The organism is Kineococcus rubinsiae, assembly GCF_011839805.1.
Classification (GTDB): Bacteria; Actinomycetota; Actinomycetes; order Actinomycetales; family Kineococcaceae; genus Kineococcus; species Kineococcus rubinsiae.
This window is the reverse complement of the sequence record NZ_VWPY01000082.1, coordinates 1-12,607: the sequence shown is the minus strand read 5'-3', so window position 1 is coordinate 12,607 and position 12,607 is coordinate 1. Positions and strand designations below refer to the sequence as shown.

General features: G+C 76.6%; 13 protein-coding genes. 2 read left to right on the top strand and 11 right to left on the bottom strand.

What is annotated here, in order from left to right; genetic code table 11:
• Window positions 1–999: MerR family transcriptional regulator (locus tag F1544_RS23680; protein WP_308470262.1), on the bottom strand; the 999-nt coding region annotated here is incomplete at its 3' end.
• Window positions 1,000–1,304: 305 nt separating this feature from the next.
• Between F1544_RS23680 and F1544_RS21995 the strand changes: the two genes are divergently transcribed.
• Window positions 1,305–1,607, top strand: coding sequence for a WhiB family transcriptional regulator (locus tag F1544_RS21995; RefSeq protein ID WP_167588336.1), 303 nt, complete (start codon window positions 1,305–1,307; stop codon window positions 1,605–1,607).
• A 186-nt stretch (window positions 1,608–1,793) separates the two neighbouring features.
• Here F1544_RS21995 and groL read toward each other — a convergent pair whose 3' ends face one another.
• Window positions 1,794–3,407: a chaperonin GroEL gene (groL, locus tag F1544_RS21990; RefSeq protein WP_167588335.1), complete on the bottom strand. Its 1,614-nt coding sequence runs from the start codon at window positions 3,405–3,407 to the stop codon at window positions 1,794–1,796.
• A gap of 119 nt (window positions 3,408–3,526) precedes the next feature.
• Complete coding sequence (groES, locus tag F1544_RS21985; RefSeq protein WP_167588334.1) at window positions 3,527–3,823, bottom strand: co-chaperone GroES; 297 nt, start codon at window positions 3,821–3,823, stop codon at window positions 3,527–3,529.
• Between the two features lie 221 nt (window positions 3,824–4,044).
• On the opposite strand from groES, the gene F1544_RS21980 reads away from it, so the two are divergent.
• Window positions 4,045–5,253 carry a class I SAM-dependent methyltransferase gene (locus F1544_RS21980; protein ID WP_167588333.1) on the top strand — a complete coding sequence of 403 codons (1,209 nt, stop codon included), beginning with the start codon at window positions 4,045–4,047 and terminating at the stop codon, window positions 5,251–5,253.
• Here the strand turns inward: F1544_RS21980 and rimI are convergent.
• From rimI to F1544_RS21940, 8 genes are all read right to left on the bottom strand, one after another.
• Entirely contained in the window at window positions 5,225–5,680 is a 456-nt protein-coding gene (gene rimI / locus F1544_RS21975) for a ribosomal protein S18-alanine N-acetyltransferase (protein WP_167588332.1), read from the bottom strand. The two genes, F1544_RS21980 and rimI, sit on opposite strands and share 29 nt — an antisense overlap.
• A 9-nt stretch (window positions 5,681–5,689) precedes the next feature.
• Window positions 5,690–7,057: an MFS transporter gene (locus tag F1544_RS21970; RefSeq protein WP_167588331.1), complete on the bottom strand. Its 1,368-nt coding sequence runs from the start codon at window positions 7,055–7,057 to the stop codon at window positions 5,690–5,692.
• An 86-nt stretch (window positions 7,058–7,143) separates the two neighbouring features.
• Entirely contained in the window at window positions 7,144–7,821 is a 678-nt protein-coding gene (gene tsaB, locus F1544_RS21965) for a tRNA (adenosine(37)-N6)-threonylcarbamoyltransferase complex dimerization subunit type 1 TsaB (protein WP_208972403.1), read from the bottom strand.
• A 9-nt stretch (window positions 7,822–7,830) separates the two neighbouring features.
• Entirely contained in the window at window positions 7,831–8,607 is a 777-nt protein-coding gene (locus tag F1544_RS21960) for an alpha/beta hydrolase (RefSeq protein WP_167588330.1), read from the bottom strand.
• Entirely contained in the window at window positions 8,604–9,137 is a 534-nt protein-coding gene (gene tsaE, locus F1544_RS21955) for a tRNA (adenosine(37)-N6)-threonylcarbamoyltransferase complex ATPase subunit type 1 TsaE (RefSeq protein ID WP_167588329.1), read from the bottom strand. Before tsaE ends, F1544_RS21960 begins: the two co-directional genes overlap by 4 nt.
• Window positions 9,134–10,189: an alpha/beta hydrolase gene (locus tag F1544_RS21950; RefSeq protein ID WP_167588328.1), complete on the bottom strand. Its 1,056-nt coding sequence runs from the start codon at window positions 10,187–10,189 to the stop codon at window positions 9,134–9,136. The genes tsaE and F1544_RS21950 overlap by 4 nt, the downstream gene beginning before the upstream one ends.
• Window positions 10,186–11,403 (bottom strand): alanine racemase, encoded by a 1,218-nt coding sequence (gene alr, locus F1544_RS21945; protein ID WP_167588327.1) that lies wholly within the window; start codon window positions 11,401–11,403, stop codon window positions 10,186–10,188. Before alr ends, F1544_RS21950 begins: the two co-directional genes overlap by 4 nt.
• A gap of 26 nt (window positions 11,404–11,429) precedes the next feature.
• Window positions 11,430–12,607 (bottom strand): bifunctional ADP-dependent NAD(P)H-hydrate dehydratase/NAD(P)H-hydrate epimerase (locus tag F1544_RS21940; protein WP_167588326.1); only part of this gene is annotated, 1,178 nt, incomplete at its 5' end.

Genomic DNA, 12,607 nt, shown 5'->3' with positions numbered 1-12,607 from the left:
GTGCAGCAGGACGGCCGGCGGCGCGTGGCGGCGCACGGCGGCGGCCAGCAGCCGCGCGGGCACGCCCGCCCCGGCGCTGCGGCAGGCGAGGTCGCGCTCGGCGAAGGCGGCCGTCGCGGCCTGCAGGAGCAGGCTCCCCGCCTCCCCCGCGACCCCGGCCACGAGGACGGCCCGCGCGCCGGTGACGGCCGGAGCCCGCAGCGCCGCGGCCACGGCGGTCGCGGTGGCCTCGTCCCCGCCGGCGAGCGCGGGCTGCAGCACCTCGTCCCACGCCGCGGCGGCACCGCGGTCGCGCACGGCGTCCGCGAGGCGGGCGGCGGCGGCCGTCGGCAGCACCCGGACCGCCGCAGGCACGGTGAGGTGGCGGGAGGGGCCGTGCTGCTGATCGGTCTGGGGGGTGCCGTGCTGCGAGGGGCCGTGCTGCGGTGCGGGCTGCGCGGGCACGTGCGGCCGGACGTGCTGGTCCGCGTCCCGGGCGACGGCCGGGTGGGGCGCGGCGTGCTGCGGGGCGGTGGGCCCCGCGGTGCGGCGCGCGTCGGCGTCGTCGAGGGCGGCCTGCTCGACCGCGTCGTCGCGGGCCAGGGACATCCGGTCCAGCTCGTCGCGGTTCCAGACGCCGGCGAGCGGGTCCGCGGCGAGCTCGGGGCCGGCGATGGCCGCCGCGTCGGTGACCGCGGCCTGGACGACGGAGGCCGGGATCGTCGCCACGCTGGCCAGCGCGAACCCGCCGTCGGCCACGGCCGTGGTGGCCGCGATCGCCGCGGCCTCGGCGGGGGCGACGCCCTCCAGCGTCAGGCGCCGCATGACGACGAGCCGCGCGAGGTCGGTCGCGGAGTAGCGCCGGTGCGCCCCCGCGGTGTGCTCGGAGGGGCCGAGGCCGTAGCGGCGGTCCCAGGTGCGCAACGTCGCGGGCGCCACACCGAGCCGTCGCGCCACGGCGGCGACGGTCAGGGTCATGCGGGGGGAGGCGCGCAGGGCGGCCTCCTCGGACGAGGGCACGCAGCGAGTGTCCCAACGCAGGACCCCCGCTGCCACTCCATCCGGCGATCTGGTCGACGCCAGGTTGTTCAGCGTTGTTCACCGGGCACCCGGTGCGCCCCCCCGCCGCCCGGTGCCCGGCGTCCGCGTGCTCAGGCCCGCGCGAGGCACGGATCGGGGCGCCCCGCACGTCCGCGGCGGGGTGTGACGCTGAACAACTTCCGGGCAGGGGCTTGAACAACTTCTGGCGCGGTTGTAGCGTCAGCCTCGTTCTCGTTCCCCCCGCTCCGGCAGAGGGACCGACCTTCTGCTTCGAGGAGCGCACCATGGCTGAGATCTCCCGTCTTCCCGGGCCCGTCGCCGACATCTGGGAGTGGCAGCTCGAGGGCTCCTGCCGCGACGTCGACCCGACGCTGTTCTTCCACCCGGAGGGCGAGCGCGGCCCGGCCCGCCGCAACCGCGACGCCGCCGCCCAGGCCGTCTGCGCCGCCTGCCCCGTCATCGAGGCGTGCCGCCAGCACGCGCTGAAGGTCCGCGAGCCCTACGGCGTCTGGGGCGGCCTCACCGAGGACGACCGCGAGGCCATCTACTCCACCGAGCGCCGCCGCACCCTCCGCATCGCCAGCTGACCTCGGCCCGCTCCGCCGAAGCAGCCGGCGGTGGGCAGCACCCACCATGCCGAAGAGGCCCGGTCCCCCAGGGACCGGGCCTCTCGTCGTGCCCGGACCCCTCCGGCGCGCGGAGGGGGCCCGGACGCGGGTCAGGCCCGGTCGGCGGACGCCGACCGGGCCTGACGGGTGCTGCGGGGGAGCTGGTCAGTGACCGTGACCGTGGCCGTGGCCCGTGTCGGGCTCCTCCTCCTTCTTGTCCACGACGAGCGTGTCGGTGGTGAGCACCATCGACGCGATCGAGGCGGCGTTGCGCAGCGCGGAGCGCGTGACCTTCACCGGGTCGATGACCCCGGCGGCGAGCAGGTCGACGTACTCGCCGGACTGGGCGTTGAGGCCGTGGCCCGGGTCCAGGTTGCGGACCTTCTCCACGACGACGTAGCCCTCGAGGCCGGCGTTCTCGGCGATCCAGCGCAGCGGCTCGGAGGCCGCCTTGCGGACGAGCCGGACACCCGTCGCCTCGTCGCCGGTGCGGCCGAGGTCGTCCTCGAGCACGGAGACGGCGTGCACCAGGGCGCTGCCGCCGCCGGCGACGATGCCCTCCTCGATCGCGGCGCGCGTCGCGGAGACGGCGTCCTCGATCCGGTGCTTCTTCTCCTTGAGCTCGACCTCGGTGTGCGCGCCGACCTTGATGACGACGACGCCGCCGGCGAGCTTCGCGAGCCGCTCCTGCAGCTTCTCGCGGTCCCAGTCGGAGTCCGTGCGCTCGATCTCGGCCTTGATCTGCGCGACGCGGCCGGCGACCTCGCTCGAGTCGCCGTTGCCGTCGACGATCGTGGTGTCGTCCTTGGTCACGACGATGCGGCGGGCGGTGCCGAGCACCTCGAGGCCGACCTGGTCGAGCTTGAGGCCGACCTCCTCCGCGACGACCTGCGCACCGGTGAGGGTGGAGATGTCGCCGAGGATCGCCTTGCGGCGGTCGCCGAAGCCGGGGGCCTTGACGGCCACGGCGTTGAAGGTGCCGCGGATCTTGTTCACGACGAGGGTCGAGAGGGCTTCGCCCTCGACGTCCTCGGCGATGATCAGCAGCGGCTTGGAGGCCTGCAGGACCTTCTCCAGCAGCGGGAGCAGGTCGCCGACGGTGGAGATCTTGCCCTGGACGACGAGCACGTAGGCGTCCTCGAGGACGGCCTCCTGGCGCTCGGCGTCGGTGACGAAGTAGGGCGAGATGTAGCCCTTGTCGAACTGCATGCCCTCGGTGAAGTCCAGCTCCAGCGTGGTCGTGGAGGCTTCCTCGACCGTGATGACGCCGTCCTTGCCGACCTTGTCGAACGCCTCGGCGAGCAGGTCGCCGACGCCGGCGTCCTGCGCGGAGATCGTCGCGACGTGGGCGATGTCGCCCTTGCCGTCGACGTCGCGCGCCATGTCGAGGAGCTTGGTGTTCACGGCGTCGACGGCCGCGTCGATGCCGCGCTTGAGGCCGGCCGGAGCCGCCCCGGCCGCGACGTTGCGCAGGCCCTCGTGCACGAGCGCCTGGGCGAGCACGGTCGCGGTGGTGGTGCCGTCACCCGCGACGTCGTTCGTCTTGGTGGCGACCTCCTTCGCGAGCTGCGCGCCGAGGTTCTCGTAGGGGTCCTCGAGCTCGATCTCGCGGGCGATGGTGACGCCGTCGTTCGTGATCGTCGGCGCCCCCCACTTCTTGTCGATGACGACGTTGCGGCCCTTCGGGCCGAGCGTCACCTTGACGGCGTTCGCGAGCGCGTCCACGCCCCGCTCGAGGGAGCGGCGGGCGGAGTCGTCGAACTGCAGCGTCTTGGCCATGGGTGCGGGTGGTCCTTCCAGTTCTCGGGGTGGTGCGAACCGACGACGCCCCGGGACCCCGTGCGGGTTCCCAGGGCGTCGTCGTGCAGCGACTCAGCGGGCCGTGAGGCCTGCTCGAGCTACTTGGTGACCTTGGCCAGCACGTCGCGCGCCGAGAGGATCAGCAGCTCGTCGCCGCCGTACTTGACCTCGGTGCCGCCGTACTTGGAGTAGATGACCTTGTCGCCGACGGAGACGTCGACGGGAACGCGGTTGCCGTTGTCGTCGACACGACCGGGGCCAACAGCCAGGACTTCGCCCTCCTGGGGCTTCTCCTTGGCGGTGTCCGGGATGACGAGACCGGAAGCCGTCGTCTGCTCCGCGTCCAGCGGCTTGACGACGATGCGGTCCTCGAGCGGAGTGATGGAGACCGACACGGGCGGCCCTCCCCTTCTGCGAACGTCGGTACGGGTGGCGGTCGGACACGAGGAGGCGGGACGCACGTCGTCGCGGGTGCCGGGCGGCGCCGCCTCGCGCGTTGGCACTCCCACGGGGAGAGTGCCACCGACGCTGGCGCCGACGCTAGCACTCCGGTCCGGAGAGTGCCAGGTGCCCTCCCCCCGGACGGGCCGGCCCCGCGACTGGCAGCATCGGCGGCGTGGAGCTCGCCGACGTCGACGCCCTGACGTCCCCCGCCGGGACGGCGCTGCTGGCCGAGCTGGCCGCCGCGGGCGAGGTGGACCCGCTCGTGCTGGGCCAGCGGCTGCGGGCGCAGGGCCACGACGCGGCGCTCGTCGCGGCGGCCATGACCCAGGCCCGGCTGCGCACGCGCGCCCGGGCGAAGCTGGGCGAGCGCGCCGCGACCATGCTCTTCACCGCGGCCGGTGCCGAGCAGGCCACCCGGGCCGCGGTGGCCGCGGGCCACGCGGAGCGCTTCGCCGCCGCGGGCGTGCGCCGGGTCGCCGACCTCGGCTGCGGGATCGGCTCCGACGCGCTGGCCCTGCTGGAGCGCGGGCTCGACGTCCTCGCCGTCGACGCGGACCCGCTCACGGCGGCCGTCGCGGCCCGCAACCTCGCCGCCGCTGTGGCGGCCGGGCGGGCGGAGGTGCGCTGCGCCGACGTCACCGGAGGCGTCGTGGACGAGCTGGGCCCGGGCGACGGCGCGTGGTTCGACCCGGCGCGGCGCACGTCCTCGGGGCGGCGGGTCTTCGACCCCGAGGCCGTCTCACCGCCGCTGTCCTTCGTGCTCGCCACGGCGGGCCGGGTGCCGGCCACGGGCGCGAAGCTCGCCCCCGGCCTGCCCCACGCCCTCGTGCCGGCGGCGGCCGAGGCGCAGTGGACGTCGGTGGACGGCGACGTCGTCGAGTGCGCCCTGTGGACGGGCCCGCTCGCCCGGCCCGGGGTGCACCGCAGCGCCCGCCTGCTCCGGGGCGAGCGGGTGCTCGAGATGGACGACACGGCGCCCTCGCGCGCCGACGTGGGCGACGTCGGGGCCTTCCTGCACGAGCCGGACGGCGCCGTCATCCGCGCCGGCCTCGTCGGCGCGGTCGTCGAGGCGCTCGCGGGCCGGCTGGTGGACGAGACGATCGCCTACGTCACGACCGACTCCCCCGCGACGTCGCCGTTCGCGCGCGCCTTCCGCGTCGAGGAGGTCATGCCGTTCGGGCTGAAGGCGCTGCGCAGCCACCTGCGCGCGCTCGACGTCGGCACGCTGACGGTGAAGAAGCGCGGGACGGCCGTGGACCCCGACGACCTGCGCCGGCGCCTCGGGCTGCGCGGCCGCCGCAGCGCGACGATCGTCCTGACCCGCCTGCAGGGCCGCCAGAGCGTGCTGCTGGTCAGCGAGGTCGCAGCGGCGCCCGCATGATCACCGCGTCGACGTCGCCGGGCTGGTAGTAGCGGGGGCGCCGCGCGATCTGCTCGAACCCCTCGGAGCGGTACAGGTGCTGGGCCGCGGCGCCGTCGGCGCGGACCTCCAGCACGATGCGTGTCGCCCCGGCGCCGGCGGCCGCGGCCAGCAGCGCCCGCAGCAGCCGGCGGCCGGTCCCGCGCCCCTGACCGGCCGGGGCGACGCCGAGGGTCTGCACGTCGGCGTCGGCCCCCGCGACCATCACTCCGCCGTAGCCGACGACCACCCCGTCCGCGTCGGCGACGAGGTAGCGCCGGCTCGGCTGGGCGAGCTCGCCCCAGAACGTCTCGTCCGACCAGGCCGAGGGCCCGAACAGCTCCCGCTCGAGGGCCTGCACGGCCCCGAGGTCCCACCAGCGCAGCGGGCGCAGGAGCGGTTCGGGCACCCGGGGAACCTAGCCCTTGGCCTGCTGCTCCTCGCGCTGCACCTCGAGCAGCTTGTCGCCCGGGAGGCGGAAGCGCTTGGTGCCCCACATCATCACCGCGGCGACGAAGGGCAGCACCCCCAGCGCGTAGAGGCCCGCGGCGTCGCTGTCCGCGGAGGTCGCGACGGCGTCGCGCATGATCGGCGCGACGAAGCCGCCCAGGTTGCCGAGGGAGTTGATGAGCCCGATGCCCGCGGCGGCCGCGGTGCCGGTCAGGAAGGCCGTCGGGTAGGACCAGGCGATCGGCCCGATGGACAGGAACGAGCAGACCGCGACCGTGATGAAGATCAGGGACAGGGCCGGCTGGTCGTTCGCACCGGTCCAGGCGGACAGCCCGATGGCGAGACCGGTGGAGATGAACAGCGCCGTCCCGTACGCGCGGCGGCGGCGGATGGTGTTGGCGGCCCGGCCGAAGAAGTAGCACGCGAAGATGCCGAAGAACCAGGGGATCGCCGTGACCAGGCCGACGGCGAAGCCGACCTTGCGGTCCAGCAGCCCGGCCACCTGCAGCGGCAGGTTGAACGTCACGCCGTAGACGGCGATCTGCAGGCAGAAGTAGATGATCGTGAAGTACCAGACCCGGCCGTTGCGCATGGCGGCCAGGACGCCCTGGGGCCCCTCGGCGTGCTTGATGCCGTCCTCGTCGGCCATGACGTCGCGCAGCGCGCGCTTCTCGTCGGAGTCGAGGAACGTGGCGTCCTGCGGGGAGTTGATGAGGAAGATGTACGCCGCCACACCGGCGAGGACCGCGAGCATGCCCTCGACGAAGAACATCATCTGCCAGCCCGTGGCGAAGGAGATGCTGCTGTCGCCCAGCGCGATGAGCGCACCCGACAGGGGGGCGCCGATCATCTGCGAGAAGGGCTGCGCCAGGTAGAAGATCGCGAAGAACCGCACGCGCTCGCGGTTGGGGAACCACGCGGCCAGGAACATGATGATGCCCGGGAACAGCCCCGCCTCGGTGACGCCGAGCAGGAACCGCAGCACGATGAACGACGTCGGGCCCTGGACGAAGGCGAACGCCGCCGACACCAGGCCCCACGTGATGGCGATGCGGGCGAGCCAGGCCTTGGCCCCGAAGCGCTGGAGCGCCAGGTTGCTGGGGATCTCGAAGATCGCATACCCGATGAAGAAGATGCCGGCGCCCAGCGCGTAGGCCGCGGTGCTGATGCCCCGGTCCACCTCGAGGGAGTCGGCGGCGAAGCCGACGTTCGTGCGGTCGAGGAACGCCACCACGTAGAGGATGACGATCATCGGCATGAGTCGCCGCGAGGCCTTGGAGATGGCCGTGCGCAGGACGGGTGAGGCGAGCAGCTCGTGACTGGACGGCGTCGACATGTGGTGCGCTCCCCGGTGAGCTGGCTGTGCGGACGCCTCAGACCTTGTGACCCGCGACACCTCCTGTCAAACCGGGGGTGATCAGCTCAGGCGGTGACGCGCTTGCGGGCGCCGGGCTCGGTGGCGTCGGGGCGTCGCAGGTACAGCGGCTCGACGGGCAGCAGGCCGGGACCGCCCCGGCCCGCGAGCGCGTCGGCGGCGATCGCGGCGAGGAACGCGGCGTCGACGTCGGCGGGCGGGGACGCCGGGCCGAGGGCGTCGGGGTACAGCTCGCCGCCGCGGCCGACGACCACGGCGCCGCGGCGCTCGACGGCCGCGGCCGGCCCCACGTCCGGGCCGGCGAGGCGCCGCAGCCCGTCGTCGCCGGCCGCGTAGCGCGCGGTGTGCACCTCGCGGCGGCGGGCGTCGGTGGCCACGAGGAACTCCTCGCCGGGGGCCACCCGGCCCTCGGCGACGGCCTGCGCGGCGAGCGCGTCGAGGGAGCAGACCCCGTGGACGCGGGCCCCCCACGCCAGGCCGAGCGTGCGGGCGGTGACGATCCCGACCCGCAGCCCCGTGAACGGCCCGGGGCCGACGCCGACCGCGATGTCGGTGACCTCGCCGCGCTCGCGACCCGCCTCGGCGAGCACGGCGGCGATCGTCGGCACGAGGACCTCGTTGTGGTGGCGTGCGTCACCGGCGCGGGCGGCGGCGAGCACGCGCTCCCCGTCGTGGAGGGCGACGGCGACCCCGTCGGTCGCGGTGTCCAGGGCGAGCAGCAGCACCCTGCGACCCTACGGGGCGGTCGCGGCGGTGAGCCGCCGGGCGAAGCGCACCGACTCCACGAAGGCGGCCGGGGCGTCGTGGTCCAGCGTCAGGACGTGGAAGCTGTTGCGGTAGACCACCTCGGTGACGTCGGTCGAGGAGATCCCGGCCAGCACCCGCGCGCTGGACAGCGCCGGGACGACGTGGTCGACCTCGGTGCGCAGCAGCAGCACGGGCTGGTGGACCAGGCCCAGGTCCCGGCGCACCTCGCGCCAGCCGCGCGTCTGCGACATGAGCGCCCGCAGCGGGGTCCGGTCGTAGGCGACCTCGCGGGCCGCCGGGTCCTTGAGGTCGCCCGCGATCGCGGGCCACGTGCGGGCGAAGCGGCCGAAGGTCGCGGCGGGCACCGCGCGCAGGAGCTCCAGGGCGACCGCGGGGTTGGCCAGCACCAGGCCGTCGACGAGGCCGGGGTGCCGCTGCGCGAGCCGCAGCGCGAGCGCACCGCCCATCGAGATCCCGGCGACGACCACCACGTCGTGGTCGGCGCGCAGGTCGGCCAGCGGCCCCTCGAGGGCGGCGACCCAGTCGCCCCAGGTGGAGGCGTTGGCGTCCTCCACCGAGGTGCCGTGTCCCGGCAGCAAGGGCACCGCGGCGCTGCAGCCGGCGGCCACGAAGGCCTCCGCCCACCCGCGCACGCTCTGCGGGGTGCTGGAGAACCCGTGCACGACGAGCACGGCGGTCCTCGCCTCGGGCACCAGGCGGGTCCAGGGCTGGGCGCGCTCGCTGGTGAACGCTTCGACGGTCATGCCAGCAAGCGTGTCAGGTCCACCCCGCTCCAGCGCGGACCCGCGGCCCGCAGCTGCACGGCGCGGGGTTCGACGGGGACCTCGTCGGGGTGCGCGGCCGCCGCCCCGGCGCCGTGCGGGCGCACGAGGTCGACCTCGAGCCGGTCGCCCGCGAGGTCCTCCACGAGGCCGGCGCCCCACTCCACGACGGTGACGGCCTCCGCCGCCGAGGCCTCGAGGTCCAGGTCCTCCACCTCGGCGAGCGAGCCCAGCCGGTAGGCGTCGACGTGCACCAGCGGCGGCCCGCCGACGAGCGAGGGGTGCACGCGGGCGATGACGAAGGTCGGCGAGGTGACCGGCCCCCGCACGCCGAGCCCGTCGGCGATGCCCTGCGTGAGCGTCGTCTTGCCCGCCCCCAGGTCCCCGGCGAGGACCAGCAGGTCCCCCGCGCGCAGGACGGCGGCCAGCCGGCGCCCCAGGGCGGCGGTCTCCTGCGCCGTGGCCAGCTGCCCCCGCGCCTCGCTCACCGCCCCGCTCCCCGGCTCGCTCATCGTCGGGCCCTCGCGGGGCGGCGCCGGCGGCGGACCACCGGGACGACGACCTCGTGGGCCGCGCCGGGCGCCCCCGTCCCGGCCCGCGCGAGCAGCCGCTCGAGGCGTGCCGTGACCAGCGCGGGGTGCTCGAGCATGACGAGGTGGCCGGCGCTGCGGACCAGGACGTGCTCCGCGCCCGGGATCGCGTCGGCGATGCGGCGGGCGTGCTCGGCCGGCGTCATGAGGTCCCGCTCGGCGGCGATGACCAGCACCGCGCGGCCCGCGAGCGCCGGCAGGGCCTCGCTCTCGTCGAGCGTGCCGAAGGCGGGCAGGAAGTCCGCGATGACCTCGACGGGGGTCTCGGCCATCATCCGGCCCGCGAGCCGCACGAGCTCGGGGGCCACGGGCGTCGCGTAGGACCAGTGCCGCACGAGGCGCTGCTCGAGGTCGGCGCCGGCGCGGCGGCCCTGCTCGATGACCGCGGAGCGGCTCGCCGCCCGGTCCAGCGCCACCTCGGCCCAGCGCACCAGGTGGTGCCCGAGCAGCGGCAGGCCGTGGTCGACGGCCGCGAGGCCGCCGGAGCTGGTGGCGACGAGTGCGACCGCGGTGACCCGCTCGAGCAGGTCGGGCCGGCGCACCGCCAGCTCCATGATCGTCATGCCGCCGAGCGAGTGCCCGACCAGCACGAGCGGCCCCTCGGGCGCGACGGCGTCGAGCACGCTCCCCAGGTCGTCGGCGAGGCGGGCCACCCCGGTCGGGCCGATCGGGCCGCGCGCGGAGCGGCCGTGGCCGCGGTGCTCGGGTAGGACGAGGCGGTAGCGCCCGCGCAGGGCCAGGCGCTGGAAGTGCCACGCCTCCGCGGTGAGGGCGTAGCCGTGCAGGAACACGACCGTCGGGGCGCCCGGCGCGCTGCGCGCGGGGTCGGCCTCGTCGACCTCCACGTGCAGCCGGGTGCCGTCGTCGGCCTCCACCTCCACGCCGTCGCCCACCAGCGGGGGCAGCTCGGCGCGCCGCGCGTGCTCGCCGCGCCGCAGCCGCGTGGCCGCGAAGGCCCCCGGCGACGGGCTCACGCGGGCACCCCCGCGGTGCCGGTGAAGCGGCGGGGCACGCGTCCACCGAGGCGAGAGACGATCTCGTAGGAGATGGTCCCGGCCGCGTCCGCCCAGTCCTGCGCGGTGGGCTCGCCCGCCGTCCCCGGGCCGAAGACCACGACCTCGTCGCCTGCCGCGGCCGTCGCGGCCACGACGTCGGCGGCGTCGGAGGAGTCGCCGAGGTCGACCACGAACTGGTCCATGCACACGCGCCCCGCCGTGCGGCGGCGCTGCCCGCCCACGAGGACCTCCCCCGCCGAGGACGCGTGCCGCGGGATCCCGTCGGCGTAGCCGAGGGGGACGAGCCCGAGCGCGCTGGCCCGCGCGGTGGTGAAGGTGTGCCCGTAGGAGACCCCGGCGCCGGCCGGCACGTGCCGGACGTGGGCCAGGCGCGCCCGCAGCGTCATGGCGGGCACGAGGCCGAGGTCGGCGGCGGAGGCCAGCTGGGGCGCGGGGCTCAGCCCGACGACCGCGATGCCGCAGCGCACGAGGTCGTAGCGCGCCGCGGGGACGAACAGGGCCCCGGCCGAGTTGGCGTGGTGGCGCAGCCCGGGGTCGACGCCCGCGGCGCGCACCGTCGCGAGCGCGGCCTCGAAGGCGTCCAGCTGCGCGGCGACGGAGGCGAGCTCCGGCTCGTCGGCGCTCGCGAAGTGCCCCCAGGTGCCGCGGACCTGCACCGTGCCGTCGGCGACGTGCTTCGCGACGGCGTCCAGCAGGCCCGGCCACTCCCCCGGCGCGGCGCCGCCCCGGGAGAGGCCGGTGTCGACCTCGAGGTGCACGCGGGCCGTGCGGCCGGTGGCGCGGGCGGCGGCCACGACGTCCTCCAGGGCCCAGCCGGCCGCGACGGACACGTCGACGCCGGCCTCCAGCGCGGGGCGCAGGTCGCCGCCGGGGGTGAGGATCCAGGCCAGGACGGGCGCGTCGACGCCCGCGGCGCGCAGCCGCAGCGCCTCGTCGACGTGCGCGACGCCGAGCCAGGTGGCCCCGCCGGCCAGCGCCGCGCGGGCCGTCTCGACGATGCCGTGGCCGTAGCCGTCGGCCTTGACGACGGCCATCAGCTGCGCCCCGCCCCCCGCAGCACCGCCGGCGACCGCGGACCGGAGCGCGGCGGCGTTGTGCGCGACGGCGTCGAGGTCGACGACGGCCTCGGTCGCGAGGGTGCGGCCCGCTGCGCCGGGCTCCGCTGCTTCCACCCTGGCGACGGTACCCGGCCCGCCGCTCACCACCCGGGGAGGCTCGTGAGGGCGGCCGGCACCGCGTCCGCGACGTCGAGCGCGGCGACCGGGCCCCCCGCGCTGGTCAGGGTCGCGGCCCAGCCGTGCAGGACGGCGGCGGCCGCGGCGACGTCGACGGCCAGCGACGGGTCGTCGGCGAGGTCGCCGGCGCGGGCCGCGAGCGCTGCCCCGAGGATGCCCGCCAGGACGTCCCCGGCCCCGGCGGTGCCCAGCCAGACGGGGGCGCTGGCGGCGGTGAGCGTGCGGCCCGCCGCCGAGACGACCGTCGTGACCGGGCCCTTGACCAGGACGGTCGCGCCGGTGGCGCGGGCGGCGGTGAGGCCGGCCGCGCGCGGGTCCGCCTCGACCGCGGCCCGGTCGACGTCGTGCCCGAGGCTGCTCAGCAGGCGGGAGAGCTCACCGGCGTGCGGGGTCAGCACGTGCTGGGGACCGAGGCCGCCGGGCAGGGCGGCGAGGGCGCCCGCGTCCACGACGGCGGGCTCGCCGGAGGCCAGCGCGTCGCGGATGCGCGCGCCCTGCTCCCCGTCGTCCGGGGAGACCCCGGGCCCGAGGACCCACGCCTGGACGCGGCCCGCACCGGCGACGACCTCGGGCCGGCGCTGCCGGAGCACCTCGGCGGGGTGCTCGGGGCCGAGGTAGCGGACCATCCCGGCGCCCGCGCGCACGGCGGCTTCGGCCGCGAGCACCGCGGCGCCCGTGTAGTCCGGGCCGCCGGCGACGACGCCGACCACGCCGCGCGCGTACTTGTCGTCCCCCGGGCCCGGGCGCCGCCAGCCGCGGGCGACGTCGGCGGGCTCGACGCGCTCCACGGCGGGGGCCGGCAGCTCCTCGCGCGTGCCGAGGTCGACCACGACGAGGCGGCCGCAGAGCCCGGCCGCGGGCGCGAGGAGGTGGCACGGCTTGGCGGTGCCGAAGGTGACCGTGACGTCGGCGGGCAGCACCGCGCCCCCGACCGCGCCGGTGTCGGCGTCCAGGCCGCTGGGCAGGTCGACGGCGACCACGGCCGGTCCCCCGGCGGCCGCGGCGGGCAGCCCGTGCAGGGCGGGCCGCAGCCCTCCGCGCCCGCCGATGCCCGCGACGCCGTCGACGAGGAGGTCGGCGCCCGCGAGCAGCGCCGGCAGGTCGGCGGGCCGGTCCGCAGGCAGGTCCCGCACCCGGGCCC

Excerpts from the sequence above, each read along its gene's own strand:
- F1544_RS21970 (WP_167588331.1), bottom strand. The coding sequence starts at position 7,057 with ATGTCGACGCCGTCCAGTCACGAGCTGCTCGCCTCACCCGTCCTGCGC.
- F1544_RS21995 (WP_167588336.1), top strand. The coding sequence starts at position 1,305 with ATGGCTGAGATCTCCCGTCTTCCCGGGCCCGTCGCCGACATCTGGGAG.
- F1544_RS21960 (WP_167588330.1), bottom strand. The coding sequence starts at position 8,607 with ATGACCGTCGAAGCGTTCACCAGCGAGCGCGCCCAGCCCTGGACCCGC.
- groL (WP_167588335.1), bottom strand. The coding sequence starts at position 3,407 with ATGGCCAAGACGCTGCAGTTCGACGACTCCGCCCGCCGCTCCCTCGAG.
- tsaE (WP_167588329.1), bottom strand. The coding sequence starts at position 9,137 with ATGAGCGAGCCGGGGAGCGGGGCGGTGAGCGAGGCGCGGGGGCAGCTG.